This is a genomic window from Paenibacillus spiritus (assembly GCF_008710135.1).
GTDB classification, from domain to species: Bacteria; Bacillota; Bacilli; order Paenibacillales; family Paenibacillaceae; genus Paenibacillus_AQ; species Paenibacillus_AQ glufosinatiresistens.
In genome coordinates, this window is record NZ_VYKK01000004.1 from 347,654 (window position 1) to 371,904 (window position 24,251).

Annotated in this window: 22 protein-coding genes, 2 tRNA genes and 1 riboswitch; of the genes, 5 read left to right on the forward strand and 19 right to left on the reverse strand. The window is 58.0% G+C overall.

The window, feature by feature from the left end; all coding sequences use genetic code 11:
* Positions 1 to 2 precede the first annotated feature (2 nt).
* The 13 genes from F4V43_RS03435 to F4V43_RS03490 form a co-directional block, all read right to left on the reverse strand.
* The gene (locus F4V43_RS03435; protein ID WP_150456846.1) at positions 3 to 512 is read right to left on the reverse strand and encodes a hypothetical protein; all 510 of its coding nucleotides are present in this window, start codon (positions 510 to 512) and stop codon (positions 3 to 5) included.
* Between the two features lie 76 nt (positions 513 to 588).
* Positions 589 to 996: a hypothetical protein gene (locus F4V43_RS03440; RefSeq protein ID WP_150456847.1), complete on the reverse strand. Its 408-nt coding sequence runs from the start codon at positions 994 to 996 to the stop codon at positions 589 to 591.
* 189 nt (positions 997 to 1,185) lie between these two features.
* Entirely contained in the window at positions 1,186 to 1,284 is a 99-nt protein-coding gene (locus F4V43_RS19795; RefSeq protein WP_223879758.1) for a YjcZ family sporulation protein, read from the reverse strand.
* Positions 1,285 to 1,584: 300 nt separating this feature from the next.
* Positions 1,585 to 2,073, reverse strand: a complete 489-nt coding sequence (locus tag F4V43_RS03445; RefSeq protein ID WP_150456848.1) for a nitroreductase family protein — start codon at positions 2,071 to 2,073, stop codon at positions 1,585 to 1,587.
* A complete protein-coding gene (locus tag F4V43_RS03450; RefSeq protein ID WP_150456849.1) occupies positions 2,066 to 2,371 on the reverse strand; it encodes a hypothetical protein in 306 nt (101 codons plus the stop codon). The genes F4V43_RS03445 and F4V43_RS03450 overlap by 8 nt, the downstream gene beginning before the upstream one ends.
* 64 nt (positions 2,372 to 2,435) lie before the next feature.
* Positions 2,436 to 4,766: a histidine kinase gene (locus F4V43_RS03455; RefSeq protein WP_150456850.1), complete on the reverse strand. Its 2,331-nt coding sequence runs from the start codon at positions 4,764 to 4,766 to the stop codon at positions 2,436 to 2,438.
* 72 nt (positions 4,767 to 4,838) lie between these two features.
* Positions 4,839 to 5,408: a potassium-transporting ATPase subunit KdpC gene (gene kdpC / locus F4V43_RS03460; RefSeq protein ID WP_150456851.1), complete on the reverse strand. Its 570-nt coding sequence runs from the start codon at positions 5,406 to 5,408 to the stop codon at positions 4,839 to 4,841.
* 16 nt (positions 5,409 to 5,424) lie between these two features.
* Positions 5,425 to 7,452, reverse strand: coding sequence for a potassium-transporting ATPase subunit KdpB (gene kdpB, locus F4V43_RS03465; RefSeq protein ID WP_150456852.1), 2,028 nt, complete (start codon positions 7,450 to 7,452; stop codon positions 5,425 to 5,427).
* A gap of 26 nt (positions 7,453 to 7,478) precedes the next feature.
* Positions 7,479 to 9,146, reverse strand: coding sequence for a potassium-transporting ATPase subunit KdpA (gene kdpA, locus F4V43_RS03470; RefSeq protein ID WP_150457040.1), 1,668 nt, complete (start codon positions 9,144 to 9,146; stop codon positions 7,479 to 7,481).
* Between the two features lie 42 nt (positions 9,147 to 9,188).
* On the reverse strand, positions 9,189 to 9,269 hold the full coding sequence (gene kdpF, locus F4V43_RS20075) for a K(+)-transporting ATPase subunit F (protein WP_150457041.1): 81 nt from the start codon (positions 9,267 to 9,269) through the stop codon (positions 9,189 to 9,191).
* Positions 9,270 to 9,486: 217 nt separating this feature from the next.
* Positions 9,487 to 9,831: a hypothetical protein gene (locus F4V43_RS03480; protein ID WP_150456853.1), complete on the reverse strand. Its 345-nt coding sequence runs from the start codon at positions 9,829 to 9,831 to the stop codon at positions 9,487 to 9,489.
* Between the two features lie 162 nt (positions 9,832 to 9,993).
* The gene (locus F4V43_RS03485) at positions 9,994 to 10,701 is read right to left on the reverse strand and encodes a response regulator (RefSeq protein ID WP_150456854.1); all 708 of its coding nucleotides are present in this window, start codon (positions 10,699 to 10,701) and stop codon (positions 9,994 to 9,996) included.
* Complete coding sequence (locus tag F4V43_RS03490) at positions 10,694 to 13,354, reverse strand: sensor histidine kinase (protein ID WP_150457042.1); 2,661 nt, start codon at positions 13,352 to 13,354, stop codon at positions 10,694 to 10,696. Before F4V43_RS03490 ends, F4V43_RS03485 begins: the two co-directional genes overlap by 8 nt.
* Before the next feature lie 298 nt (positions 13,355 to 13,652).
* Here F4V43_RS03490 and F4V43_RS03495 point away from each other — a divergent pair, with 298 nt between their 5' ends.
* The 3 genes from F4V43_RS03495 to F4V43_RS19625 all read left to right on the forward strand — a co-directional run bounded on the left by F4V43_RS03495 (position 13,653) and on the right by F4V43_RS19625 (position 16,041).
* Positions 13,653 to 15,212, forward strand: a complete 1,560-nt coding sequence (locus F4V43_RS03495) for a glycosyltransferase family 39 protein (protein WP_150456855.1) — start codon at positions 13,653 to 13,655, stop codon at positions 15,210 to 15,212.
* 1 nt (position 15,213) lies between these two features.
* Complete coding sequence (locus F4V43_RS03500; RefSeq protein WP_150456856.1) at positions 15,214 to 15,480, forward strand: hypothetical protein; 267 nt, start codon at positions 15,214 to 15,216, stop codon at positions 15,478 to 15,480.
* 123 nt (positions 15,481 to 15,603) lie between these two features.
* Positions 15,604 to 15,747, forward strand: a riboswitch (cyclic di-AMP (ydaO/yuaA leader).
* Between the two features lie 120 nt (positions 15,748 to 15,867).
* Positions 15,868 to 16,041, forward strand: coding sequence for a hypothetical protein (locus F4V43_RS19625; RefSeq protein ID WP_191089460.1), 174 nt, complete (start codon positions 15,868 to 15,870; stop codon positions 16,039 to 16,041).
* A gap of 126 nt (positions 16,042 to 16,167) precedes the next feature.
* On the opposite strand, the gene F4V43_RS03505 is transcribed toward F4V43_RS19625, so the two are convergent.
* Together F4V43_RS03505 and F4V43_RS03510 are read right to left on the reverse strand one after the other, a co-directional pair.
* Positions 16,168 to 17,457, reverse strand: coding sequence for an MFS transporter (locus tag F4V43_RS03505; RefSeq protein ID WP_150456857.1), 1,290 nt, complete (start codon positions 17,455 to 17,457; stop codon positions 16,168 to 16,170).
* 27 nt (positions 17,458 to 17,484) lie between these two features.
* Positions 17,485 to 18,726, reverse strand: coding sequence for an acetyl-CoA carboxylase biotin carboxylase subunit family protein (locus F4V43_RS03510; protein ID WP_150456858.1), 1,242 nt, complete (start codon positions 18,724 to 18,726; stop codon positions 17,485 to 17,487).
* 222 nt (positions 18,727 to 18,948) lie between these two features.
* On the opposite strand from F4V43_RS03510, the gene F4V43_RS03515 reads away from it, so the two are divergent.
* Positions 18,949 to 19,509 (forward strand): hypothetical protein, encoded by a 561-nt coding sequence (locus F4V43_RS03515; RefSeq protein WP_150456859.1) that lies wholly within the window; start codon positions 18,949 to 18,951, stop codon positions 19,507 to 19,509.
* Positions 19,506 to 19,916: a DUF2000 family protein gene (locus tag F4V43_RS03520; RefSeq protein WP_150456860.1), complete on the forward strand. Its 411-nt coding sequence runs from the start codon at positions 19,506 to 19,508 to the stop codon at positions 19,914 to 19,916. The genes F4V43_RS03515 and F4V43_RS03520 overlap by 4 nt, the downstream gene beginning before the upstream one ends.
* A gap of 127 nt (positions 19,917 to 20,043) precedes the next feature.
* Here F4V43_RS03520 and F4V43_RS03525 read toward each other — a convergent pair whose 3' ends face one another.
* The 4 genes from F4V43_RS03525 to F4V43_RS03540 form a co-directional block, all read right to left on the reverse strand.
* Positions 20,044 to 22,302 (reverse strand): amylo-alpha-1,6-glucosidase, encoded by a 2,259-nt coding sequence (locus F4V43_RS03525; RefSeq protein WP_191089461.1) that lies wholly within the window; start codon positions 22,300 to 22,302, stop codon positions 20,044 to 20,046.
* 197 nt (positions 22,303 to 22,499) lie between these two features.
* Positions 22,500 to 22,573 (reverse strand) — tRNA-Ile (locus tag F4V43_RS03530).
* Positions 22,574 to 22,621: 48 nt separating this feature from the next.
* Positions 22,622 to 22,695 (reverse strand) — tRNA-Met (locus F4V43_RS03535).
* A 95-nt stretch (positions 22,696 to 22,790) separates the two neighbouring features.
* Positions 22,791 to 24,128 (reverse strand): extracellular solute-binding protein, encoded by a 1,338-nt coding sequence (locus F4V43_RS03540; RefSeq protein ID WP_150456862.1) that lies wholly within the window; start codon positions 24,126 to 24,128, stop codon positions 22,791 to 22,793.
* Positions 24,129 to 24,251 lie beyond the last annotated feature (123 nt).

Consider the following 24,251-nt stretch of genomic DNA (forward strand, 5'->3'; position numbering starts at 1 on the left):
TTCTACTTCATAAGTCCAACGGCCTGGCGGGCCTCATTCAGCTTGGAAATGCCGTACAGCATCGTAATATCGGCGTTCTTGTTCAATTGATCGAACTGTTCGGCCGTGACGTCGCTGGACGCGGCGCTTTTGGAAGCTTCCTCTTTCATGGAATAGGCTTCTTCAAAAGACGTCTTCGATTCTTTCAGCAGATTGGCGACAGCGTCCGGCAGGCCCTTGGGGACCCGGACCTTATGAACGTCTTCCGCAATGTCGGAAGCCTCGTCCTGAAAAGAATCCAGCGCCTTCTCCAGCTCCGGAGCCTCTGCCTTTCCCGCCGAATAATCGGCCAGCTTCTCGTTGAAGGCCGCCAGGGAATCCTTGGATTCCTGGTCGAGCTTGGCCAGTTTCTCATAGAAGTTCTGAACTTCCTGCCGGGTCTCCTGCTCCGACAAGGGCGCGCTCTTTCCGCCGCCGCAGCCGCCAAGCAGCAGCAGCGCCGCCGCCGAGACGGCCAGTATGATCGTTCTCATTCTCTCTCTCCCTCCCGCTAAACAGCATAGGAGAGTTCACTGAAATTGGCAACTGGTAATCTTGCAAAAGCCTGGATCAGCTGATGGAGATTCCCGAGAATGCCACCGGCCCGGTGATGCTGGCCAGGTTGAGGGCCACGTTCGTGCTGTTGTTGGAGACAATCAGGGTATAGGCATGGTAACCGGCCGGGACCGACAGATCCAGGAAAGAGATTGTGATCGGTTGAATGGCAAGCACGGACAGCCCGCTGGCGCCGACATTGAAGACCGGGTTGCCGTCCCGCAGAATCGTAAAGATGACGTTCGGCACGCCGAGCGTCGTCTGAATTCCGATGGTCGCCCCCAGCTGAACGGCTCCGATTCCCGATACTGCCAGACCGAATTCGGCGAGTGTATTGGCGTTCGGAGCGCTGAGAATCGGAAGATTGAGCGTGCCCGTACTCGTAGAAGCCACACTTCTGCTCACATCTGCTATAATTGCCATTTGCGTTATTCCCCCTTAGGTTTTGATTCAGGGTTAGTCTATGTACAACCTTTCCGGCCCGTCTGGATTCCCCGAGAATCCCGCGAATGGCCTGAGAAGACATCCGGCAGCCTGAATACGCGCCGGAGCGGCAAGCGCAAAGAACCGCGGGCTCTGGGCCCGCGGCGTTTACACTGGAGAATCGCTTCGTTAGATCAGGAACGAGCGGGTAATGATAACCAGCAGAATGAACAGCACCAGAATGGCGCCGGTCGACGTCCAACCGCCGTATCCGACAGATTCACCCATGCATAACCCCTCCTTTGTCAAGCGAATAACGGCTCACAGGGACTGAGGTCTGGTCTAGAACAGACAGGCTTTTGTGATAATAACAAGCAGAATGAAGAGCACGAGGATGGCGCCAGTCGAAGTCCAAGGACCCACTACTGTTCCACCGTTACCGTTGTTTCCTACATCGCCGCAACCGCAAGTCATGATCGCATTACCTCCTAGAGAAAATTGACTACACCATACCATATGTGTACGGGGTATAGGAGGCATGGGCTGTTCGGCAAAAAGCTCCTTTCGGCTTCGGGAAACTCTCTGCCCTCAGGGCAGAGGAACGATCCGGCCGGCGATCGGGTTACGGGGCTTCGGCTGCGGAATCTCGGCCGGATAGCCGATTCCGATGAGACCGACGACGTCGTAGCCGTCGGGAACGCCCAGAATTTCGCGGCTGCGCGGCTGCGCGCCGAGCGAGGACCAGAAGGTGCCTGCGCCGGCTTCATGGGCGGCCAGCAGCAGATTTTGCACCCAGCAGGAGACCGCCATCAGATTCTCATCGCGCTCAAACGGCGTAGCGGCCGGCTTGGAGAGGACGGCAAGCACCACCGGAGCACCGCCGAAATCCGTCTTGTGGCCCAGCTTCGCCCGCGTCTCGGGCCCCGCATGCCGCACTTCCCACGGCTCGGTCATGCGGTGGTTCGGCGCGGAGCAGGCAGCCTCCAGCCAGGAGAGCAGCAGCGCCTCGTCAATCGGGTCCGGCTTGAAAGATTTGATCGTTCGCCGGGTACGGATCGTCTTCAGGATGTCAGTCATTCGGTGTCTCCCCTTCCACAGCTTCGCGAAGCTCAAATGTATGAATAAATTCCTGGATAATGGCATCCACTGCCTTCAGTTCGCCGCTGATGACCGGACGAATGGACTCCAGCTCGGGCTGGGCCAGCTGTCTCAGGAGCGTGGAGCGTTTGACGTTCAGTTTCTCCAGAAAAGCAAGCGCCCGCCCCCGCCGGAACGTCTGGGCGCTGTGGAAGCGCTGCTCCGGCAGCTCCTTGTGCCGTCCTCCTTCTCCGCGATGGTCGCGGTGCCGTCTGTGCTCAGTTCCGCCTTCCCGCATACCGGTTCTCCTCCTTATCACGCTGTCAATTTGAATACAAATGTATACAAATCTTCACCGGTTGTCAAGAAGGCTTCCGTGTATCGAAATCGGCGACAATCAGCATATCCATGTGTCGGCCGTTCCGCAGCAGATAATGGACAAGGCTCTCCTTCAGCCATCCGTTCCATCGGCGGCGCTTCGGTTGTCCGATAATGAGCTGTGTGGTATGCAGCTCGTTCATCCGCTCCAGCAGATGACGGTGCGCCCTCGTTCCGCCGGCCGCTTCGCTAACTTCCAGTGTGCCGCCGAGCCGACCGGTCAGCAGCCGGAGCGTCTCCAGCCGTTTCTCTTCCTCCGCTGTCCGGCAGGAGCCGCACTGTACATAATGCACCACCCACTGCGCTTTCAGCCGGTGAGCGAGACGGAATCCCCGGCGGATCAGCCGCTCCGCCTGCGGGCCCAGATCGACACAGACGAAGATCGCCTCCTGCCGGCCCCAGGAGCCGCGCCGGGCGGCGTCCCGGTCCCAAGCCTCCAGCCGCTCATCCACATCGTCGGCAATCTCCCGCAGGGCCAATTCCCGCAGGGCGATCAGATTGCCCAGCTTGAAGAAGGACTCCAGCGCCTGGTTCACTTTGTCGGGCGCATAGATTTTGCCTTCCCGCATTCGTTCCTGCAGCATCTGGGGCGTCACATCGATCAGCTCCACTTCGTTCGCCCGCTTCAATATGGCGTCGGGGACCGTCTCCCGCACCCGCACGCCGGTGAGCTGGGCGACCGCATCGTTCAGGCTCTCCAAATGCTGGACATTGACGGTCGTAATGACCGAGATCCCGTTCTCCAGAAGCCGCATCACATCCTCATAGCGTTTGCGGTTGCTGCTGCCGGGCACATTCGTATGGGCCAGCTCATCGACCAGCACGACCTCGGGATGCCGCTTGATAATGGCGTCGGTATCCATCTCCTCCAGTACGGTGGACTGATAGGAAATTCGGGCCCTGGGGATGATATCCAGAGCGCCGATCTGCTCCCGGGTCTCTCTGCGCCCATGGGTCTCCAGCAGACCGACTACCGCGTCGATGCCTTTATGCAGCAGCAGGTTGCCCTCCTGGAGCATTTTGTATGTCTTGCCGACGCCCGGAGCAGCTCCGATATAGACTTTGAGCGTACCCTGGCGGATGCGTTCGATCTTCCGCTGCAATTCCTGGCTGCTTGGCCGGTGGAACGGCTCTTCCGGCTGCTTCCCGCCCGCCGCCTTGATCGGCAGAATCCGCTCTCCTTCCCGTTCGGCCCGGTCCGCCATCAGGAACAGATCCATGCTCCGCGTCCGGCGCAGGACGCGGATGGCGCTCCCGCCCTGCCACCGTTCCTGGCGGCGGTTCTTCTTGGAGTGTCCCATGACGATGCGGGTCACGTTATGCTGTTCGGCATAGCGGACCAGCGCCGGCGCGAACTGACGCGGGTGCATCAGCTCCAGCTCTTCATAGTGCGCGCCGACGCGCTGGACCAGCTTCGCAATCGACTGTTTGAACGTCTGCTGCTCCCGGGTCAGCGCCTTGCCGCGGACCAGAAAGGTCGCCACCATCAGCTCGCCGTTCAGCCGCTTGGCGATCTGCTGGCCTCTGCGGACATAGAGGGAGCCGTTCCAGTGATACTGCGCTGATACCAGAATCCGCTCCGCCGCGCCCGACGGCCCCGACAGGCCGTTCTCTTCGCGGTGCTTCTCCAGCGAATCATTGACGCCTTCGGCGACCAGCCGCAGCGCCGCTTCGCGCAGCACAGCCAGATTGCCCCGCCGGGACAGCGCCGGATGCGTCTCATCCCCGAGCACGCCTTCCTCGACCCGCTTGAGAATCGTCTCCGGCGAGACGTCGATCAGGCGCACCTCGTCGGCCAGCTCCAGCGTATCCAGCGATACGGTCTCTTCGGCTCGGATGCCGGTCATCTGAAAGATGGGTTCCTGCATCCCTTCCAGCTCATAGACATTGACTGTCGTGATCACGCTGATTCCGTTGTCCATCAGATAGCGGATATCCTCCAGCCGGGTCGCATGGCGGGCTCCCTCGCGGTTGCGGTGCGCCAGACCGTCGACCAGCACGACTTCGGGATTGCGCTCGATCAGCGTCTCCAGCGGCAGATCCTTCTTCTCCCTGCCGCTTCTGTTCATCCAGTGGATGCTCGGAATCCGCTCCAGCTCTTCCATCTGCTGCACGGTCTCCGCCCGCTGCATCGTCGATACCGCACAGCAGACGACATCAATGCCCCGCTTGCGGAGGAGCTTGCCTTCCTCCAGCATGTGATAGGTTTTGCCCGAACCGCTGACGGAGCCGATGATGATCTTCAGCCGTCCCCGGTGCAGCCGGTAGATCGAATAGAGAATTTCTTCAGGCGTCTTGCGCTTATAAGGGGGCATTGCGGCTTCTCTCCTTCCTCGTTAACGCCAAAATCCCCGTCCGCTTTCAGAGCGGACAGGGAGGGTTAGATTTTACTGCTTCACCAGCTTAGACAGCGCCAGGTTCAGTTCCAGCACGTTAACGTGCTTCTCGCCGAACAGCCCCAGCTGGCGGCCGGCCGTATGCTCCTTGACCAGCGTTCGGAGCGCATCCTCTGCTACGCCGGATGCCTGGCTTACCCGGGGAATCTGCGCCTCTGCGGCTTCCGGCGATATGTCCGGGTCAAGACCCGAGCCGGAATTGGTAATCAGATCAACCGGCAGCCGGTCAACCGGGACCTCCGGATTCTCCTTCTTCCACTGCTTCACCGACTCGCTCACCCGTGCCAGATAATCGGGATTGGACGGTGCGTAGTTCGGCGTACCCGAAGAGGCGGCATTGTACTCAATGCTGGACACGCGGCCGTGAAAGTAACCCGGCGAGGCAAAGCCCTGGCCAATCAGCGCAGAGCCGACCGGCTGGCCGTTGTCTCCGTAGACGATGCTTCCGCTCGCCCTGTCCTTGAAAGCGATCTGGGCAATGCCCGTTACCGCCAGTTGATAAATTATGAAAAGAGCCATAAGCGCCAGGCTTGTTCGGATCGTTATCATTAGCGTCTTCATCTGCAACGCATCCTTCCTACACCATAAATTGGACAATCAGGTCAATCAGCTTGATGCCGATGAACGGCACGATTACACCGCCCACTCCGAAGATCAGCAGATTGCGTCCGAGCAGCCGCGAAGAGCTCATCGGCTTGTAGGCTACGCCGCGCATCGCCAGCGGAATCAGCAGCGGAATAATGACGGCATTGAAGATCAGCGCCGAGAGAATGGCGGAGAGCGGCGAATGCAGACGCATGATATTGAGCGCATCCATCTCGGGAATGGCAACCATGAACATGGCGGGAATGATGGCAAAATACTTGGCAATATCGTTCGCAATGCTGAAGGTCGTCAGCGCGCCGCGCGTCATCAGAAGCTGCTTGCCGATCGACACCACCTCGATAATCTTCGACGGGTCCGAATCCAGATCGACCATATTGGCCGCTTCCTTCGCGGCCACGGTTCCGCTGTTCATCGCGATGCCGACATCGGCCTGCGCCAGCGCCGGCGCGTCGTTCGTACCGTCGCCCGTCATCGCCACGAGCTTGCCTTCGGCCTGTTCCCGCCGGATGACCGCAATCTTATCTTCCGGCTTGCTCTCGGCAATGAAGGCGTCCACGCCCGCCTCCGCTGCAATCGTCGCCGCGGTCAGCGGATTGTCGCCGGTGCACATGATGGTCTTGATGCCCATCTTCCGCATCTGGTCAAACCGTTCCCTCATGCCCGGCTTTACGGTATCCTTGAGATAGATCAGGCCATAGATGGTCTGGTCGACCGCGACGGCCAGCGGCGTGCCGCCTGCCGAGGCAATCGCATCGCTCTTCTCCTGCAATCCCTCGGGAATAACGCCTCCCTGGGCGGCCACCCACTCCTTCACGGCATCAACCGCTCCCTTGCGCACCCGGCGTCCGTCCGGAAGATCGACGCCGCTCATCCGGGTCTCGGCCTTGAATTCAATAAATTCGGCCCCTGCGGCAATCTTGTCGGGCACCGACAGACCCAGCTTGCTTAGCAGCTCCAGCACCGACCGGCCTTCCGGCGTCTCATCCTGGATCGAAGCCGCCGCCGACCAGGACGCAACCTCCTGTACGCTGTACGTACCGACCGGAACGAACTCGCTCGCCATCCGGTTGCCGTAAGTAATCGTCCCGGTTTTATCCAGAATGATGGTGTTGATATCCCCGGAAGCTTCCACCGCTTTGCCGGACATGGCCAGCACGTTGAACTGGGTCACCCGGTCCATTCCGGCAATCCCGATGGCTGAGAGCAAGCCGCCGATTGTCGTAGGAATGAGACAGACCAGAAGGGCGATCAGAATCGGAATATCGAGCGTAATGTCAAGATAATTAGCAAATACAGGAAGCGTAATCACGACAATCAGGAAGATCAGCGTCAGGCTGACCAGCACGGTGTTCAGCGCAATTTCGTTCGGCGTCTTCTGGCGCTTGGCGCCTTCGACCAGCGAGATCATGCGGTCCAGGAAGGACTCGCCGGGGTCGCTCGTAATTCGCACCTTGATCCGGTCGCTGATAACCTTGGTCCCGCCGGTTACGGAACTGAAGTCCCCGCCCGCTTCCTTGATGACAGGCGCGGATTCCCCCGTAATAGCCGATTCATCGACCGATGCCAGGCCCTCGATGACTTCGCCGTCCCCCGGGATCATCTCTCCCTGGGAGACCACGACGACGTCGCCCTTGCGTAGCTCCGTAGAAGGAACCGTCTTGATCGTCTGCCCGCTCACTTTGTTCGCGGTAATTTCGCGTTTCGTCCGCTTGAGCGAGTCGGCCTGGGCCTTGCCCCGGCCTTCCGCCAGCGCTTCGGCGAAGTTGGCGAACAGAACCGTGAAGAGCAGGATCAGGGCAACAGACAGATTGAAGCCCCAGGAGACCGCCCCGCCAAAAGCATCCGGCTTAACCACCAGAACCAAGGTTACAATAAATCCAAGCTCCACCACGAACATGACCGGATTGCGGAGCATGATCCGCGGATCGAGCTTAATAAATGACTGTTTGATCGCCTCCAGGGCGATATCGCGCGAAATGGCGCTTTTTCGGTTGCTCATTCTCTATTCCTCCATCCGGTTGGCGGTTAAGGCTTCAGGGTCAGAAATTCGGCGATCGGTCCGAGCGCGACGGCCGGGAAGAAGGTCAGCGCGCCCACAATCAGCGCAGCGCCGATGAAGACTGCGCCGAACAAGGCTGTATCGGTGCGGAAAGTGCCGCTTGTCTCGGGAACGCTCTGCTTGGCAGACAGGGACCCGGCTACGGCCAGCAGCGTAATCATGGAGAAGAAACGCCCCAGATACATGACAATTGCCGTGGACACATTCCAGAACGGCGTTGCGTCGCCCAATCCTTCAAATCCCGAACCGTTGTTGGCCGCCGACGAGGTATACTCGTACAGCGCCTGGGACAGACCGTGGAAGCCGGGATTGGACAGTGTTCCCGGATGGGCGTACAGCGCCAGCGCCGTCGGCAGCAGAATCAGCAGCGGACTGACAATGAGCGTGACCGCAATCAGCTTCATCTCCTTGCCTTCCAGCTTCTTGCCCAGAAACTCCGGCGTCCGTCCGACCATCAGACCGGAGAGGAAGACCGCGATCATCGCGTACATCAGCACGTTCATCAGACCGACGCCCGATCCCCCGAACACGGTATTCAGCATCATGTTCGCCATCGGAACAAGACCGCCGAGCGGCGTCAGCGTATCATGCATCGTGTTGACCGCTCCCGTCTCCGAGGCGGTCGTCACCACGGAATAGAACGAAGACTGAACCGTGCCCAGGCGCACCTCTTTGCCTTCCATTGACCCCTGCGAATGATCAATGCCGAGCGCATTGACCACCGGATTGCCGGCCCGTTCGCTGGTCAAGGATATGGACAGCATAACCAGGAACAGCACCAGCATGGAGACGAACAGCACCCGTCCTTGCTTCTTGTTCCCGACCATTTTGCCATAGGTGAACGGCAGCGACATCGGGACCAGCAGCATCAGCAGAATCTGCAGCGCGTTGCTGATTCCGCCCGGATTCTCGAACGGATGGGCAGAGTTGACCCCGAAGAAGCCGCCGCCGTTGTTGCCGAGCTGCTTGATCGACAGGAAGCTGGCTACCGGTCCGCGCATAATCTCCTGCGCCGCGCCTTCCAGCGTCTGTACCATGGCCGATCCCTGGAGCGTCTGCGGAACCTTCAGGATAACGAAGATCAGCGCGGCGATGAATGACAGCGGCAGCAGAATCCGGGTTACGGCCCGGATCAGATCGACGAAGAAATTGCCGAGCGGCTTGCCTGTAAGCGCCCGGATCAGAGCCATCGCCCCGGCAATCCCGGTAGCGGGAGAGACGAACAGCAGGAAGACGATGCCGAGCATCTGCGACAGGTACGACAGGCCGCTCTCTCCGCTGTAATGCTGCAGGTCCGTATTGGCCATGAAGCTGACCGCCGTATTAAAGGCAAGCGTCGGCTCCATGGACGGCACGCCGGCCGGATTGAGCGGCAGCGAGCCCTGAATGCGGAAGATCAGATAAACCAAGGCAATCATTGCGGTATTGCTTAGAAGCAGAGCCATGGCGTACTGCTTCCAGGTCTGCTGTTCCTTACGGATTCCCCCGATGGCGTAAAGAGGCTTCTCCAGCGGGCCGAACCAGCGGTCCAGCCGGCTTGCCTCGTAATCAAAAGCTCTGGCGATGTACAGCCCCGCGGGGCGCGCCAGCAGCAGAGCAACAATAATCGTTGCCGCTACGGCGATAAGCGAAATCATGGTCACGGGGAATCCCTCCTGAATAATTAAGAAGATCGGTTAAAATTTCTCCGGATTGATGAGCGCATACGTCAAATACAGAAAAAGCGCCGCCACCAGGACGGCCAGCACTACCATCATGTCCGCTCACTTCCTTCATCGACTGTCTTGGAAGCCCACTTCCACAGCCCGGCCATCAGGGCGCCAAGCAGCAGCAGCAGAGCAATCATGTACACATCCAGCATCGCCATTTCCTCCTCCGACTCTCTTAAGCTTCTCTTGTTATGGACACTCTAAAGCGTAGCATTTCCCCCGTTAATTCAGGATTAGAACCTGCCGGGAACAGATTAAGATCGCGTTAAGATCGGCTGCGGTATACCTCTTCGCCAAGCGTCCGGTTGACTGCCCGGATAAAAGCGCCATAGCCGCCGTCCGCGTCTGCCCGGCCGGGCAGCGCCCGCCGGAGCGTCTCTTCGATCCGCAGCCGGTCGAACTGATAGCTCCCGTTCAACAGCGCTGCCATTTCGGCGCGGGAAGCGCCCTCGGCGAACCGGGCGGCCGCCCGGTAGACCTGCATATCCTCATACATCGGTTCCCCTTCTGCGGTTCCCTTCAGTTCCCGGAGCCGAACCGCCCGGCCTGCGGCGGCTGCCGCCGCAAGAAAGGCTGCCCCCATTCCGGCCCATCCCCATGCTTCGTGCATCTTGACCCTCGACCTCTCTTTAGTAGAATCGATTCAAGCGTACCACCGGCGCCGTTAGCGTGAGATTAGAGTCCCGGACCGCGAATAAAGATGGCATTAAAAAAACGCCCCCATCCGCTGTATCGCGGATGGAGGGCGTCAGGAGACACGGTATGGCGGGGGTCAGGATTCTTCCCCGACCTGAAGCATCCGGTAGCCGATGCCGATATGAGTCTGAATCAGCTTGGGCTGGCCGGAGCCTTTCTCAATCTTCTTGCGGAGCGTCGCCATGAACACGCGAAGCGCCGGCACATCATAAGGGTGGTTGCCCCAGATGGCGCGCAGGATATAATTGTGCGTCAGCACCTTGCCGGAATTCTTCGCCAGCAGGCACAGCAGCTTGTATTCGCTCGGCGTCAGGTGGATCTCCTCCTCGTCCACCCACACGCAGCCCGCCGAATAGTCAATCCGCAGCGGTCCGTTGACGAACCGGGACGCATCCCGCTGCAGCTTGTCGCTGTCGTTGCGGATGCGCCGCAGACTGACCCGGAGCCTGGCCAGCAGCTCCTCGACGCTGAAGGGCTTGGTCAGATAATCGTCGGCGCCGGCATCCAGCGCCTCGATCTTGTCGCGGTCCTCGCTGCGGGCGCTGACGACGATAATCGGCAGATTGGACCAGGCCCGCACCTTGCGAATAATGTCCACTCCGTCCATATCCGGCAGCCCGAGGTCCAGGACCATCAGGTCCGGCTGCCGGGACACCGCTTCGATAATGGATGCCTCGCCCGTCTCCGCCGTCTGATAACGGTAGCCCTGGGTCTCCAGCGTCGTCGTGATGAGCTTGCGGATCGGCCGGTCATCCTCCACCACCAAAATAAAAGGTTTATTCATAACGGTTCACCTCCGCTGCCTGCAGGGTTAAATAAAATACCGTTCCTCGGGGCATCCGGTCCCGGACGCCGATAATGCCCCCATGAGCGTTCACAATCGACTTGCACAGGGACAGACCCAGGCCGAGCCCGCGCCGTCCGTCGCCCCGGACATTGTCCGCCGTGTAGAACATTTCGAACAGGCGCAGCTTCGCTTCGTCGGGGACGCCGGGGCCGTCGTCCGCCACCTCGATCTCGACCATCGCACCCTGCCGCCGGGCCGACAGGGTAATGTGCGAGCCTTCCTGCGTATACTTGATCGCATTGTCCAGCAGGTTGATCAGCACCTGGACAATCAGCCGCGAATCCATCCGGGCCAGCAGCAGATCGCCCTCGATCTCCGTGCGGATCACATGCTTATCCCGGTTCCGGCTAAGATGAAGCAGGGCTTCGGCCGCCACTTCCTCCACCAACTCGGCCTGCAGGTTCAGATTGATGCTGCCGTTCTCGATCCGGCTGATGGAGAGCAGGTTCTCCACGAGGCTGATAAGCCACATGGAATCGTCATAAATATCCGTGTAGAGACTCTGCTTCTGTTCTTCGGTCAGCACGCGGGAATTGCCGACCAGAATGCCGGCATTGCCCGAAATACTCGTAAGCGGAGTGCGCAGGTCATGCGAAATTCCGCGCAGCAGGTTCGCGCGAAGCTGCTCCTGGCGAATCTGCATGACAATCTCCCGCTGGCGTTCATTCAGCCGCTCCTTCTCGAGCGCAAGGGCGCTCTCCCCGAGCAGCGCGGTCATCAGGCTGCGCTCGAATACGCCCAGAGGCTCTTCTCCGTCCATCACCACCGCAGCTACGGCCATGACCTGGCCGCCGCCGCGCACGGCATGATACAGCCCGCGCGCTCCGAAGAAGGTGTCGGTCGTCGCTCCGGCACGCTTGTCGTTCTTGTAGACCCAATCGGCGACGGCCCGCTCGTTCTCGTCCGTATAGCCCCCCGGCAGAGGGCCGCCGTCCGGCTTCGTGAAAATCATCGGCTCGGACAGCCCTTTCTCCCCGGCGGCATAGAGAATGACCGTTCGGTCCAGCAGCTTCACAAGCTGGCGGGCCGTCTCCTCCAGAATGCCGGGGATGTCCCCGGCCTGCTGAAGCTTGCGGCTCGTCTCCAGCAGCACTTCCGTCCGGTACGCCTTCTGCGCCGACTGGCGGGCCTGCTGCCGGACCCGCGTCGTCAGCGTGCTGGTCAGGAACGAGGAGACCAGCATGACCGCAAACGTGACCGGATAGCCCGAATCATACGCCCGGAGCGAGAAGTACGGCGCCGTGAAGAAATAATTGAATACCAGGACGCTGAGCACCGACGACGCTACGCTGTAGAGCCGCCCCTTCGTTACCATGGCATTCAGCAGAACGCCGAGAATATAGACTGTTATAATGTTGGCGTCCTTCATCTCCCAATGCTGGAACACGAAGCCGATTCCGGTGCAGACCGCCAGGATGGCAGCGGTCCGGGCCAGATCGGCCGGGGACAGCTTCGGCCCGGTCCGCCGCCGGAGATTCCGGCGCGGCGCAGTGTTCGTATAGGGAATGACGTAGGTCTCGACCGCCGGTACAAGGGCGGTCAGCCGGTCCACGACGCTTCCCTTGGCCCATCTCCGTCTGCCGGGGGAACGGCCAAGCACGATTTTGGAAACCCCGCCCGCCTTGACATATTCGGCAATCTGTCCGGGGATGTCTTCCCCGTATACCGTCGCCACCTGCGCGCCGAGCTGCTCGGCCAGCCGCAGATTGCTGCGGAGAAGCTCCTTGTCCCGGGCCGAAGCCGCCACAGTGGCCGGCGTCTCCACATAGAGCGCGGTGAAGCGTCCGTGAAAAGCCTCCGCCATCCGCGCGGCTGTACGGATGACCTTCTGGTTCGAGGCTGCGGAAGACAGCCCGACCAGAATATGCTCCTTGGTGCCGTAATCGCTCTTGCGGGCCTGGTCGCTGATCTGGATGGCGATCCGGTTCAGCTGCCGGGCCGTACAGCGAAGCGCAATCTCCCGGAGGGCCGTCAGCCGCTCCCGGGTATACAGGCCCGGTCCGTCCGCCGCTTCCGCTCGGGAGGAGCCAAGCTTCCCCTGCCGCAGCCGTTCAATCAGGTCGCCCGGGTCCAGATCGACCAGCTTGATCTGGTCCGCGCTCTCCAGCACATGGTCGGGAACCCGTTCCTGCGCGGCTGCTCCCGAGATGGAAGCGGCGATATCAGTCAGGCTCTCGATCTGCCGGACATCAAGGGTCGTATAGACATCAATCCCTGCTCGAAGCAGCTCCTCCACATCCTGATACCGCTTCTTGTGGCGGACGCCGGGACGGTTCGCGTGGGCCAGGTCGTCCACCAGAATCAGCTCCGGCCTGCGCTGCAGCGCCAGATCCAGATGCAGCTCGCCTGCCCCCTCCTTCGCTTCGCCCAGCCCCAACGCCGGAATACGCTTCAGCCCGGCCAGAAGCGCCTCCGTCTCGGGCCGGCCCCGTCCGTCGGCAACGCCGACGGCCACATCGGCTCCGCCTTTGCCCTCCTCCAGCCCGGCGCTGAGCATCGCATAGGTAGTGCCGACGCCCGGCGCGTAGCCGAGAAAGATCTTGAGTTTCCCGCGGGCGCGCGGCGCCGCGTCCCGTCTGCCGGATTCCATCAATTCAAGCCCGCTTTCTCCTGTCAATTTACAGATACGCTTATATGCTCATTTCATTATTTCATTATCTGATAGTATAGCATGCGACGGATCAGCATCGTATTATGACTTCCGGCCGCGCATTAAGATTGCATTAAGATGAGCTGTTCTGCGCCTACCTTGATCCGCTACTATGACGCCGCTTGCGTTCCGGGAGCGCCACCGCCTCTAGGGGGGGCGCTAGGGAAGGTGAGCTTTCAGCTATTTTTCAACCTTAGTGTGTAGACTGGGCCTTATGCTGAAAGAAAGGAGATCTGCCATGCTGCACCGATCCGTTAACCGGACGCTCTATGGGCTGCTCGCCCTGTTCATGGGACTCTTCGTCGTCTCGTCGCTGTTCCTGCGGGCCAAATACAATTACGGGGTCTACGGCGATACCCCGATTCTGGAACGCCAGAAGCCCTTGATTCTGCTTGCGCTGTCGCTGCTCGTCCTTCTGGGCGCAGCCGGCCTGTACCGCTTATCCCGCTGGTTGGAGAAATATCCTCGGCGCGCCGTAATTCCGGGTGTTCTGCTGCTCTCCTTCGCCGTACAAGCGGCCATTGTTCTGCTGTTCCCGCGCGTGCCGACCGATGACTCCCAGACCGTGCTGTCGCTCGCCCTGGATATGCTCTACGATCATGACTACTCCTCCTTCCAGTCCGGCGGGTATCTGTATATGTTCCCGTTCAATTTCTCGGTCGTGCTGTACCTGCGGACCCTTCTTGCCCTGTTCCCGGACAACTATTTGACCATTAAGCTGTTCAGCATCCTGTTCACGCTGGCGACCGCCTGGCTCATCTATCGGATCGACCGGGAGCTGAACCCCAAGGAAGAGCGCCGGGGGTACGGCGTGCTGTTGGCGGCTGCGTTTTTTCTGCCGGCGCTGTTCATGAACAATCTGATCTACAACGACGTTATCGCCACCGCCCTTCTGACCGGCTCGGTGTACGCCTGCATCCGGTTCGTCCGGCGCGGCGGGCCGCTTGGCTGGATTGCACTGTCGGCTGCGCTGTTGGCGGCCGGGAATTATTTTCGCAGCATCGGCGCCCTCTTTCTGATTGCCTCCATTCTGTATATTCTGCTGTCTCTGCGGTCGGTGGGCGTCAAAAAAGCGCTGCTGGCTCTCGTTCTCCTCGTGGGCCTCTTCAACGTTCCGTCCTGGACGCAGAACGCCGTTCTTCAGGCGTCGGGCATTACGAACGAGCCGGTGACGAAGAACTCCGCCCCCGTCTACATGTGGCTGAACATGGGACTTAACACGGATACCTGGGGGTTCTGGGATGAGCGGGAGAGCTACAGCATTTACCAGAACGAGGCCGGGTACAACCAAGCCGCCAGCTCCGTGCTGTTCAAGCAGGAGATCAGGCGCAAGCTGTCCGAAGCTTCTCCCGGCGAACTCGCCGGCATGTATTACCGCAAATTGATCTGGACCTGGACGGAAGGAACGTACCAGCTTGACCGGTACGGCATCGGCAATCAAAGCGAGGGCGGGAGAGGAATGGGCAGAGGCAGCCTGATGGGCGGCTACAGCTACCAGACCGCCGCGACCCGCACGTTCACCAGCGATTCCGCCTTACGTTCAGGGCTGCTCTGGATTGCCTATACAGCCAACTTCCTGCTCTATGTCTGCACGCTGGCGGGACTGGTTCTGAGCATCCGGCGCCGCCGGTTCGACGAAGCGCTTCCGGTGTTGATTCTTCTCGGCTTCATTGCGTTCTACCTCGTCTGGGAGATCAAATCGCGCTATATTTATCCGACGTACCCGCTGCTGATTCTGCTGGCCTGCATGGGCTTCAGAGCGATTCGGGGCCTCCGTCCGGCCAGGGAGGGGGATTAACATGCGAAGAGCGATACGGCGGATGCTTCTCCTTCTGCTTGCGGCAAGCTGCCTGCTTCTGACCGCCTGCCATGTTATATCCGACCAGAGAATCACCCGGTCCGGCTCGTTCCCCGGAATGGGCGGCGGCATGCGGGGCGAAACCCCGCAGAGGGAATGGCCGCGGCCGGACGGCGGCGGCCGGACGGACCAGAATCAGGCCCCGGACGGCGGCGGGGGCCAAGCCCGGCGGGAGGCTCCGGGCGGCAGCACGGGACAAAATCCGTAGAAGCATCCGGTATCCGGGTCCGATTTCCCGCCCGGCTGTTACAAACGCCCGCCTAGAGGGTAATAGATTCATGTAACCAAGCCTGGCATTTTTGGGATTGCATTCCGGGAATGCGGAAGGTATACTGAAGTTACGCTTAATTTTCAGCCTTGTGCTGAGAAGCGGGGGAACCAGTTAATTGGGGCGAATCATTCCGTGACAGGAATGTAGGGTACCATCTTACCCGAGTCCGTCAGCTAACCTCGTCAGCAGTGGATGGGTCTATTTATTTGCGAATACGCAGAGGCCCTGTTCCGGGGCCTCTTTTTTGTCCCCTTCGCTGGCGCAGGCTGTACAATTTCACGGGTTGCCTCCTTCATCCATTATGAGATCAAAGGAGTGTTGGATGTGAATACAGTCAACAATATGGGACAATTGCCGATGCTCTACGATGCCGGAGCGAAGCTGAAGGGAACAGCGGACCGCTTCAGCGATTATTGCCGCACCCTGATGGATTGGGAAGAACCGCTGGACCTTCTGCAAAAGCTTGTGAATCCCGATGACGGGGATTTGATGGACTGATTCGGCCGCATGGCCCTCTAGCCGGCATGACGGCTTTCTTTGCAACAAGAAATCATGAATTTACATTCTAAACGGCAGCCAAGGAGATCCTTGAGCTGCCGTTTGATTGTATTAAGGGACCCTTCGTCAGACCGGCGCGGAGCTTTCTTCCGAGAAAGGCGGCTTCCCGTTCATTCCCTGCCCGGCCCTCTTTCTGTCTTTATGGAGCAGAACCAGCATTAGCAGCGAATAGAGCAGACTTAAGGCGAGTATCAGAAGCCATAGCCGACCCAGGCTTATTTGTTTCAGAAGCACCCCTGTCAGAGGCGGGCACAGCGTGTAGCCGAGACATCCGACAAACAGCAGGATTCCATTCATTCGTCCTTGATGCGTGTCGGGGACGCGGGACGCCGTGAACAAATTAATATTGGTTTGAATTAAGATTTCTCCCAGGGTCCAAATCACGGTCGAAGCAGCTACCAAGCCGAGATAAGGATGGGCACTTAATAAGGACAATCCCCCAAAACCGGCTCCATACAATACCGCTCCTACCGCTATCGCAACCAGCGGATTCATCCATCGCGTAACATTCAATAGAACCGTCGTCGCCAGAATGACAGTGATTGCATTAACGGTCATTACGTATCCGAAGTAAGTCGCCCCTCTGTCCCCGAAGCTTGTGTTCATCTGCAGCGGAATGCTAAATGAAGCCTGCATGTATATGAAATAATTCAGGAAGGAAATCACGACAAACCAGGCCACCAGCGGTCTTAACCGGAGAACCCAGTACCATCCCGCCGCAGGTTCCGAAGCCTGGACGCCGGCTCCCGGGGCTTGGCGGTGCGCTGTTCCGGCATTCGACTTTGTGGAAATATTCACTTTGTATTGAATGATGGCCGTGGACACCAGAAAGATAACGCCGATTCCGCCAAAAACATAATCCATATGGTGTCGGATAAATAAGCCCGCAAGCAATGGTCCCAGCGCGATGCCCAGATTGACGCCAAGATACATCAGAGAGAAGATCGTCTTTCTCTCTTTCTCTTCGGCAGACAGTTGAATGACAAGCGCGTTATAAGCCGGGCGCGTTATGCTGAGAAAGAACATCACCGCAATAAGAAGATAAGCCACCAGGTAAGAACCCGGCACCAACGCGCATCCTGCAACAATAAGGCCCGCTGCAAGCTGGCCCAGGACAATGACCTTCTTCTTCCCTATCCGGTCGCTGAGATAGCCGCCAAGCAGCACCCCGGGACCGCTGGTCAGAGCTGCCATAGACACGAAGGTTCCTGCCGCCAATGCGCTGAGCCCCAATTGAATGGTTAAGAAGAGCGTAATTAAGGAGAACACGAAATCGCCCATACTGTTGATGGTCCGCGCCAGACAAAGATAATAGACTTCTTTACTCAAGCCGTGGTACGTTTTGAGCCATTTCAATAGTCTTCGCTCCTTGATAGATAGTCATCAGACCGGTTCGGGGGCCATCACTTGGATTTCAAAACGATGGTACATATCTAACAGCGTTTCACGAAGAGTTTCAAAATCACGGCCTTCGACGATGGCATATCCCGAACGGGTCATCGTGTCTCTCACATCGCCCGCCTCCTGGCCGATCCGATAGGAAACATTGAAGTCAAGAAGCCCCTCTACATCGGCATAGTCCTCTTTTTGCGAAATTTTTTGAATGATGCCGGAACGGGACGGAAAGCAAACCATGCCGGTAAATTGATCAGAAGGCGTTCTTCGTTTTGGCTCATAAAGCCCTAGCTCCAGCTCGCTAATTGCATCGAACAGATCAATGCCGTGCGTATTTCGGATGCATGGCGGCATGACCTGGGCTCCGCCGATTCTGGCGCCGATCTCCCCAAAGACAACCTCGCCTTCTTCAGTAAGGAACAGCTCGGCATGGGTTACGGAATTATGGATGCCAAGCGCGGAAATCGCCCGGCGGTTTATTTCCCGGATTTGATCTACGTGCTCCAGACCCGAACCGTCCGGAATCGTAATGCTGGCAGGAGGCTTACCCTTGGTGGCAATATCGAGACAATTAAAAAGATACTGGGAGACCGAAGCGAAGACCACTTCTCCCGAAGCGACGATGGAGTCGCAGTGAAACTCTTTGCCTGAAATGAATTCTTCTAACAGGTCTTTTTGACCGTTGCGGCGGAAATTCCGGATATAGCTCTGAAGCTCTTGCGCATCGGATATTTTGTAAGTATTTATTGTTCCGAATCCGCTTAAGGGTTTTACGATAATTGGAAACCCGTTCCGCTCCGCGAAATCTTCATAATCGCCAAGATTCATCGCCACTGCCGCCCGGGCGGTGCGAATTCCGCACTGCTGCAGCATCTGCTTCATGATCCATTTGTTCCTTACGGCGAGCGCCTGATTCTTCTGAAGCCCGGGAATCCCATAAGCGGAACGGATCTCCCCGCCAATCTCAATCGCATTCTCTCCGGGCGTCAGAAGCGCCGCAATGCTGTGCGTCTGCCGGATTTCCTCAACATGATGGGCGATCTGATCCCTCGCTTCCAGTCGGTCTATAAACCGGATTTCATCGAAATAAGGCTCCAGAACCTCTTCCTGCTGCAAATTTTCGCGTTCAATGACAAGGATCTTCCGGTACTGCGGAAATCGTTTCAGTGGCCGGATGAAATTCAAAACAAACGGCAATCTGAAATCCGATATGTAGACCAATGCCTCCATCGCCGTTCTCTCCCCCTTTAAAAGAATTGTATAAATGGATAAAAATTGAATTTGAATAAAATATATATCAGTTTTTAAAGTAAATCAATTCCGGATTGCGGTTTATTAAAACATTAAAGCATAAATACGTCAATTCTTTGATGTATTAAATTGTTAATTGACAAAATTGATTAACCCCCCTTAGAATCATCCTTGATTTTAAATTTAAGGGAGGAAATGGAAGTGATTACTTCAACCAGTTCTTATTCCGTTCTTGGAACACTGGGCGATTCGGAAGGATTTCTTACTTGCAGCATGCATGTCGCTAAAGAATGGGATCACGCCGATCAAATCAGGGCTTATCCTTTATTCGAGACGGCCGCCGAGGATTTGCGTTCCGAGAAAATCGACTGTCTGTTGGTGCCCGCTGCCTATCCCCACTTGGGCCGCTTTATAATGGACCGGGATCTGAAAGCGGCCGAAAGCTTTATCCGCCAAATTCCGGCGCTTGTTCTCGGGGGAATGGAATCCGTGCCGTCCTCCAGCACTGAACAGGTCTACCATCATCCGGCAACAACTCACCTGCTGTCCGAAATTGATACGGAGTATCAGGAAACCGTCGGCGTTGCTTCCAACTCGGAAGCCTGCAGAAGGGTTCTGGAGAACCCTCAAAGCTCTGTATGTATTACCAACCAGCTCTGTGCGGATTACTACGGACTATCAACCTATAAGATTCTACGTGAAGGGATCCGAATGCCATGGATTTGTTTTACCAAAATGACGGACAGCCGATTACGCCCATGAACCGTATTGCCATTCTTGTGGACAAGAACCTGGAATCCGGCGCTGCCGCGAACGCAGCGGCTCTGTTGATGGGGCAAGCCGTCCGGATGACACCGGACCTCTATGCCGAAGCACCAGTCCTTGACCGGAACGGAGTATGCCATGCCGGTATCCGTCACAGCACGATTATTCTGAAAGCCGGTATCAATCAGCTTCTGAATTTGATCCAAAGCTTAAATACCAGCGACACCTCCCTGCAATTCGCCGTCTTCTCGAGAACCGGACAAGCGATGAACAATGCCTTTGAACAGTATGCCCTCCGGATCGCTTCAATGCCCACGGAAGAGACCGGTCTCTCCGGCATGGTCCTGTGGGGAAGCGACGAGAAGGTCCGGGCGGCTACCAAGAAATTCAGCGTGTTCGGCTAGACAGCCAAAAACCCTTGCAGCAGCGCAAGGGTTTCGGGTAGTGGGCCCTACAGCGGCAGGCAAGATTCCCTTGCCTGCCGCTTTTACGTGAATGACCTGTCCGGATCTTCAATCATCTGAACTCGTGCTACTCCCTGCGCCGCTTCCTCCGCCCCTCCATAACCGGGTGCACCTTCCCTGTCAGCGGTTCCGCGAACTTCACGCCTTCAAAAGCCCGCCGCTCATCCTGCTGCCGCTTGAGCCGCTCCGAGGAAGGCAGGCTCTTCAGCTTCTGCAGCGTCGAACCCGTTCCATCCGCAAGCTCTGCCGTCAGTTCACACTCTGTCCGTGTAATCGACAGCTTGGAACCCGCCGTTACGCCTACGCGCAGCACCTCAAAAGGCGCGATATCAATAACCGCCGTGATGCCGACTCCGTTAAAGGAGTAGGTATAAATCTGTGCTTCTTCCCCAGGCTCGTATACGAGGCCAATGCTTCCATCGCTTACTTTAACCCGTGTCTGCAAACCTTCGATCTCACGGGGAAGCCGGGGCGCCAGCGACAGCACGCGGTTAATCATGTCCGGCCGGATTCCGAGGAAATACTGCACCCATACCCGCAGCTGCTCGGCATTGGACCAAGCCTGGAGGTACGCGCCCGTCAGCTTGGCCCAGCTCTGGCCCTCACGCGGGTAAGCGTCCATATTCTCGCACAGTCCGCCGACCACGCCCAGGTTCAGCGCCTGATGGTTCATATTCTTGAACAGCTCGAATGCGGTTTCTTCCTGCCCGGCTTCGATCATCCGCTGCATCGCAATGCCGTTCAGCCAGAGCCAGACCGCGCCGTTGTGGTAGGCTTCATCCTTGTGATAGTCCTCGGTCAGATGGTACGGATGGAAATTCGGATGATGCCGGTCCAGGGAAGCCGTCCCCCACGGGTATACCAGCTCCTCCCAGGCCGTCCGGACGGAACGATCCACAAAATCGCGGTCCCCGATCATATCGAGCGCGAACAGCTGATTCGGACGAATCGAGAATTCCGGCTGATCGTTCCTGTCGAGGCGGTCGGCCAGATAATCATGCTCCGCATCCCGATAATCGTGTTCAAAATACCGCTTGAGCCTGTCGGCTATGCCGCTCCAACGGGCTGCGGACCCTGAATCGTTCATGTACTCCGCAAAGTAGACGCCTGCCAGCAATTGATGATACCATAGCGCCTGAATATCATTGGCCCGGGTATCGCGAGGCGAAAGGGACCTCAGTTCGGCGTCGCGGGCGTCCATCCAGGTCTCGTTGTCGTCATGAAGCAGATACCCCTTATCGTCCGTCCAGTTCCGGATTGCCCCCTCAATGCTGTTCATCACCGCGGGGTACAGCTCTGGAATGACGGCCGTGTCCCCTGAATATTTAACATACTCCTGAAGCTGGATAATAAAGCGCGGCGTCCCGTCGGTCGTATGGTAATCAATATTTTCCGGCGCGAGAATGTTGGGAACCCGGCCGAAGTAACGGGAGGTCTCGTCGGTGTTCTGGTATTTGGCAAAAGACAGCAAAATATTGCGGGCCGTCTCGAACTGCCCCGTTACAAGCACCGCTCCCGGAAGGGAGATGAACTGGTCCCGGCCCCAATACTCATTGAACCAGGGAAGCCCTGCATAGATTCCGTCCCCCTGCTGCCGGGTCACCAACTGATCCATGGTAATATGCAGCCAGTTCAAAGCCAGGGCAAAGGAATCCCCGCCGCCTTCCAAATAGGCATTTTCGCTCAAAAAAGTTTCCATGCGCTGCATCCGTTCTTTTCTCCTGGCATCGCCGGTTCTCCGAATATCCTGAATCCGTCCTGCCGCTTCCTCTGCGGTCTTGGCTGCCGCGATATAGAATCCGCCCGCCGCGCCGCCGGAGCTCACGATTCCCTGCTGAACCTTCACCGGCAGACCGCTTGCCGAACCGACAGCAAGGGTCCATTCCTCTGCCGCCGCCGTGAACACAGCAAATCCGTCCGCTTCCTTCGTCAAACGGACCTGTTCGCCCTTCAGCCGGATTCCGATGCTCTCCTGTGCGCCTGCAAGGCGAATCTCCAGAACGTTGGCATAATCGAACATCCATAATTCCTCTGTCAGCGCTCCATGCTTGCGCTCCAGCTTGTAGGGATATACCCACACCTCGGCCTGCCGATTGTCCAGCTTCTGCCCGTCCGCCCACAGCTCATAGCCGCCGAAGATTTGGCGCTTGTACAGATGGAGGCCCTCGAACTCCGCATGCTCCGCATGATCGTTCACATGAGATTGCGTGTAATAATAGGCCGCTTCCTTGTTGGTGAACGAAACGCCGCGATTGGCCTCCGCCGGTATAAACCGCTTCATTTCGTCCAGAATGTGCCGGTTCGCTGATTTAGGTTCCGTACTCATCATTTCCCTCCGTCTGTATTCGGATTTTTGGCTAAGTCATCCTTCAGACCAGGCAGACCCAATTAGGGCAAACGCTTGCACAAAGCCATCTCCCATTGTAGCAAAAGAATCAAAAACTTGCAGGTACAAGAAACGGTTCCTTCTCTATAGGACCCACAGACAACAAAAACCCCTTGCTGCGCAAGGGGTCTGAAAAGTGGGCCCTACAGGACTCGAACCTGTGACCAATCGGTTATGAGCCGACCGCTCTAACCAACTGAGCTAAGGGCCCTAATGAATGACGTGAGTGCCAGTGTGCCTGAAGTCCGGAATTCATTAATTGCGGGGGCAGGATTTGAACCTGCGGCCTTCGGGTTATGAGCCCGACGAGCTACCGAGCTGCTCCACCCCGCGTCATTTGTAAGTCGGACAGCGACAATAACTAATATACATGATTGGCCTGCCGATAGTCAAGGCCGCCTCCTAAGTTTCTCCGGCGGCCTCTTATGTCAGATCCCCTTCTCGATCCATTCTTTATGCTTGGCGGCGAACTGCTCGGGCGTCATCGCCATCCCGAACAGCGCCTGAATCATATCCAGATGGGCCTGAGCCGCCCCCGGCTTCATCTGCACGTCGGCGAACAGCGTCAGGCTGCTCGCCCGGTTCAGCTCATTCAGCAGATCGACGTACAATTCAGGCAGGCCGGCGCTTCCGGTGTCCACTTTGGTGGCGGGAATGACGCCCGCCGTGGCGACGGCCTCTTCTCCCCACTTGGAGATGAAATATTGGACAAATGCCTTGGCCTCTTCCTTCACCGCCGACTCCTCGGCCACGAACAGTCCGACGCCGGGGCCTCCGACCCAGCTGTCAATGCTTCCTTTGCCGCCGCTGTAGGTCGGGAATTTGAAGAATCCGACTTTGTCCCGGAAGGACTGCGGAATCTCCGGGTTGGTTGTAAAGTTCGGAAGTTCCCATGTTCCGGTCAGGTACATGGCCGCTTTTTCGCTGACGAATACGGATTTGCCTTCTTCGTTGGACAGCCCGTTGAATTCTTTGTAGAAGGCGTTCATCTTAACCAGGTTCTGCACTTCCTTCGCCGCCTTGACGAACGCAGGGTCCTGAAAAGAAGCCTTGCCGCTGATGGCCTGCTTCAGCGCCTCGCTTCCGGCAATCCGGTCCGCCAAATACATGTACCAGAGCGACCCGGTCCAGCGGTCCTTGTTGCCGAGGGCGATCGGCGCGACCCCGTTGTCCGTCAGCGTCCGGACGATGCTCTTGAGTTCATCGTAGGTGGTCGGAACCTTCAGTCCATACCTGGCGAACAACTCCTTGTTGTAGTAGACCGGGGAGATATTGAGCTCCAGCGGCAGCGCGTACGTACTGCCGTCAACCGCGAACGCCTCCGTAGTACCCGGCACGAACTGGTCGCCGAGCTCCGGTCCGATCAGCAGATCATCCAGCGGCGCGAACAAATTCGCCTTGACAAAAGGCTCCATTGAACCGGCCGCCCAGGTGATTCCGACATCCGGCAGCTCGTTGGAGGCCGACAGAATCTTCAGCTTGTTCTTGTACTGCTCGTTCTCCAGCACTTCCTGCTCAATCCGGATACCGGGATGCTCAGTCTCATACTCCCCAATAATCTGCGAGACCAGCTTATACTGCTGCGCCGAGCTCTCCGCCGGCCATAAATGCATCATGTGAATGGTCACTTTCGGCGAGGCCGTAGCGGCTGCCGGCTCCTTGGAACCGGAATCCGCGCCCGCGCCTCCCAGGCTGCAGCCTGCCATCGCTGCCGTACTTATCATCACGGCGGACAGAGCGCCGATGATTCTCGTTGTTCGGGACATGCTTTCAACCCCCACGGTCCGTGCCGTCTCTTTAAGTAAACGCTAACCTTGTACACTGGATTTCCGTCCGGATCGCTTCGTCCCACCCGAACGGTACGCTGAAATCCCCCTGCCGCAGCAGCG